This window comes from Brevundimonas sp. (genome assembly GCF_031082345.1).
GTDB lineage: Bacteria > Pseudomonadota > Alphaproteobacteria > Caulobacterales > Caulobacteraceae > Brevundimonas.
Genome location: NZ_JAVHLH010000339.1, coordinates 1 through 2,260 on the forward strand (window position 1 = coordinate 1; position 2,260 = coordinate 2,260).

Annotated in this window: 2 protein-coding genes; one reads left to right on the top strand and one right to left on the bottom strand. The window is 71.1% G+C overall.

All coding sequences use genetic code 11. The features are described from left to right. The first annotated feature begins 238 nt into the window (after positions 1-238). Positions 239-1,123, top strand: coding sequence for a GIN domain-containing protein (locus tag RDU12_RS14995; RefSeq protein ID WP_300289443.1), 885 nt, complete (start codon positions 239-241; stop codon positions 1,121-1,123). Between the two features lie 141 nt (positions 1,124-1,264). Here the strand turns inward: RDU12_RS14995 and RDU12_RS15000 are convergent, their stop codons facing one another. Continuing rightward, positions 1,265-2,014 (bottom strand): outer membrane protein, encoded by a 750-nt coding sequence (locus tag RDU12_RS15000; protein ID WP_300289442.1) that lies wholly within the window; start codon positions 2,012-2,014, stop codon positions 1,265-1,267. Positions 2,015-2,260 lie beyond the last annotated feature (246 nt).

Genomic DNA, 2,260 nt, shown 5'->3' on the forward strand with positions numbered 1-2,260 from the left:
TGGGGCGTCTGATCCCTGCGGGTACGGGGCTGCCTCCGTACAAGCGGCTGCAGGTGATCGTGGACAGCGACGAGCCGCCGCCGCCGGACAGGGGGCTGATCTCGCCGCTGGCGATGCGCTGAGCGCTCAGGCAGCGAGCCGCCTCTTCCTTACAACGAGGTCATGACCTCGATTTAAAGTGACTCGGCGCGACGCCGGACGCACCTTCCCCGCACATTCCGGAGAGGGAGCCCCCGCCATGAAAGCCATCCTGTTGTCCGCCGCCGCCATCGCCGCCATCGCCGGCCCGGCGCTGGCCAATCCCGGCCCCGAGGTCGAGATCGAACACGCCGTCGCCCGGGTCGTGGTCATCGTCGAGGACCGCGCCGACATCGGCGTCGAGATCCAGCAGGGGGCGTCCGAGCTGCCGGCCCTGCGCCTCGAACGCGACGGCGGCAATGTGCGCATCGACGGCGGCCTCGGCCGCCGCCTCGCCGGCATCCGCATGGGCGACAGCATTCGCAACTGCCGCTCCGGCCCGGACCGGACGCGGCCGGGGCAGGGCGCCTCGGTCGAGGTCCGCAACGTCGGCCGGGTCAATCTCGAGGACGCCCCGCTGATCGTGATCCGCGCCCCGCGCGCGGTGAACATCGAGACCGGCGGGGCCGTCTACGGTTCGATCGGCCGCGGCGCGAGCTCGGTCGAGCTGGGCAACGCCGGCTGCGGCGACTGGGTGGTCGCCAATACCGACGGGCCGGTCAGCGCCTCCCTGGCCGGCTCCGGCGACATCATCATCGGAACCTCGCGCTCGCTTGAAGCCAGCCTGGCCGGGGCCGGGGACATGACGGCGGCCGCCACCGGCCGGCTGGAGGTCAGCATGGTCGGGGCCGGAGGCGTCGTCGTCGCCGAGGTCGACGGGGACACGGACATCTCGATCGGCGGGGCCGGCGATGTCGCCGTCCGCCGGGGCCGCAGCCCCAATCTCGACATCTCGATCGCGGGCGCGGGCGACGTGGACTTCGGCGGCACGGCCGGCGACGTCAGCGTCTCCATCGCCGGTGCGGGCGACGTGCGCATCGCTGAGGCGACCGGCGCCGTGAGCCGCAGCATCGTCGGAGCCGGAGACGTCCGCATCGGCCGCTAGTCCACGCCGCCGCACGGAGAGAAGGCCCGGGAGCGTGGAACCCCCCGGGCCTTCTTCTTGTTCGCCATCCGGATACTCGCCCAAGAAAAAGCCCCGGCGGATCGCTCCGCCGGGGCTTCGTCGTTCAGACGGGGGTGAGGCTTACAGGGCGCCGAGGATGCCCATGACGCCCGAGCCCGGCAGGGCCGCGCCGGCGCGGTCGCGGGCCTGCAGGCCGCCGCCGAAGCTGTAGCGCAGACCGACGGTCCAGCTGTCGACGTCCAGATCCTCGATGTCCGAGTGCGACAGACCGGCGGTCACCGAGAACGGCGAGTTGGCGATCTGGTACTCGGCGCCGACGCCGTAGGTGAAGCCGTCGACATCGGCGTCGTCGATGGTCATCCACGACACGCCGGCGTTCAGGCGCAGGGCGTCGGTGACGTAGAAGGCCGCGTCGCCGCCAACCGACCAGACGTCCAGATCGACGTCATCGGCGGTGGTGTAGGCGACGACGCCGGTCAGGGTCGCGCGCGACAGGTATTTCTGGGCTTCGAAGCCGGCCGTCAGGGCGGTTTCATCGGCCACGTCGGCGGCGCCGACGAAGCCGCCGACGCGCAGGTCCGAGCCGACCAGGGTGGTCAGGTGGGCCGTGCCGGCCAGGGCGGTGTCGTCGTTGGCGCCGTCATCGAACTGGCTGAGGTTGGCGGCGACGGTGACGGTCCATTCGCCGAAAGCCGGCATGGCGACGACGCCGTCGACGCCCCAGGCGTCGGAGTCGGCGCTCAGACCGCCGAGTTCGGCTTCGCTGTTGCCGTAGGCGACGCCGACCGAACCGACCGGGCCGTCCTGGGCCAGGGCGGGAGCCGCGGCGAAGGCGGCGAGGGAGGCGGTGACGAGGAGGAGAGACTTCATTTTTGTTTTCCTTGCTTGCCGCGGCCGGATTCGCCGCGACGGACCGTCCGGCTATCAGCGGCGAGCAAAGCGTTGCCATTACAAACCCGTCACAAATCAGCGCCATAAGCCGGCTGTGGCGACGGCGACACGCATTGTGGCGGCGGGGTGACGAAGTGGCGGACGCATAGCGGCGCTTTCTCAACCGGCTGTCATCCGGCGACGGGAAGGCCGTCGGGACGACAGTGTTATAAGGGCGCGACGGAG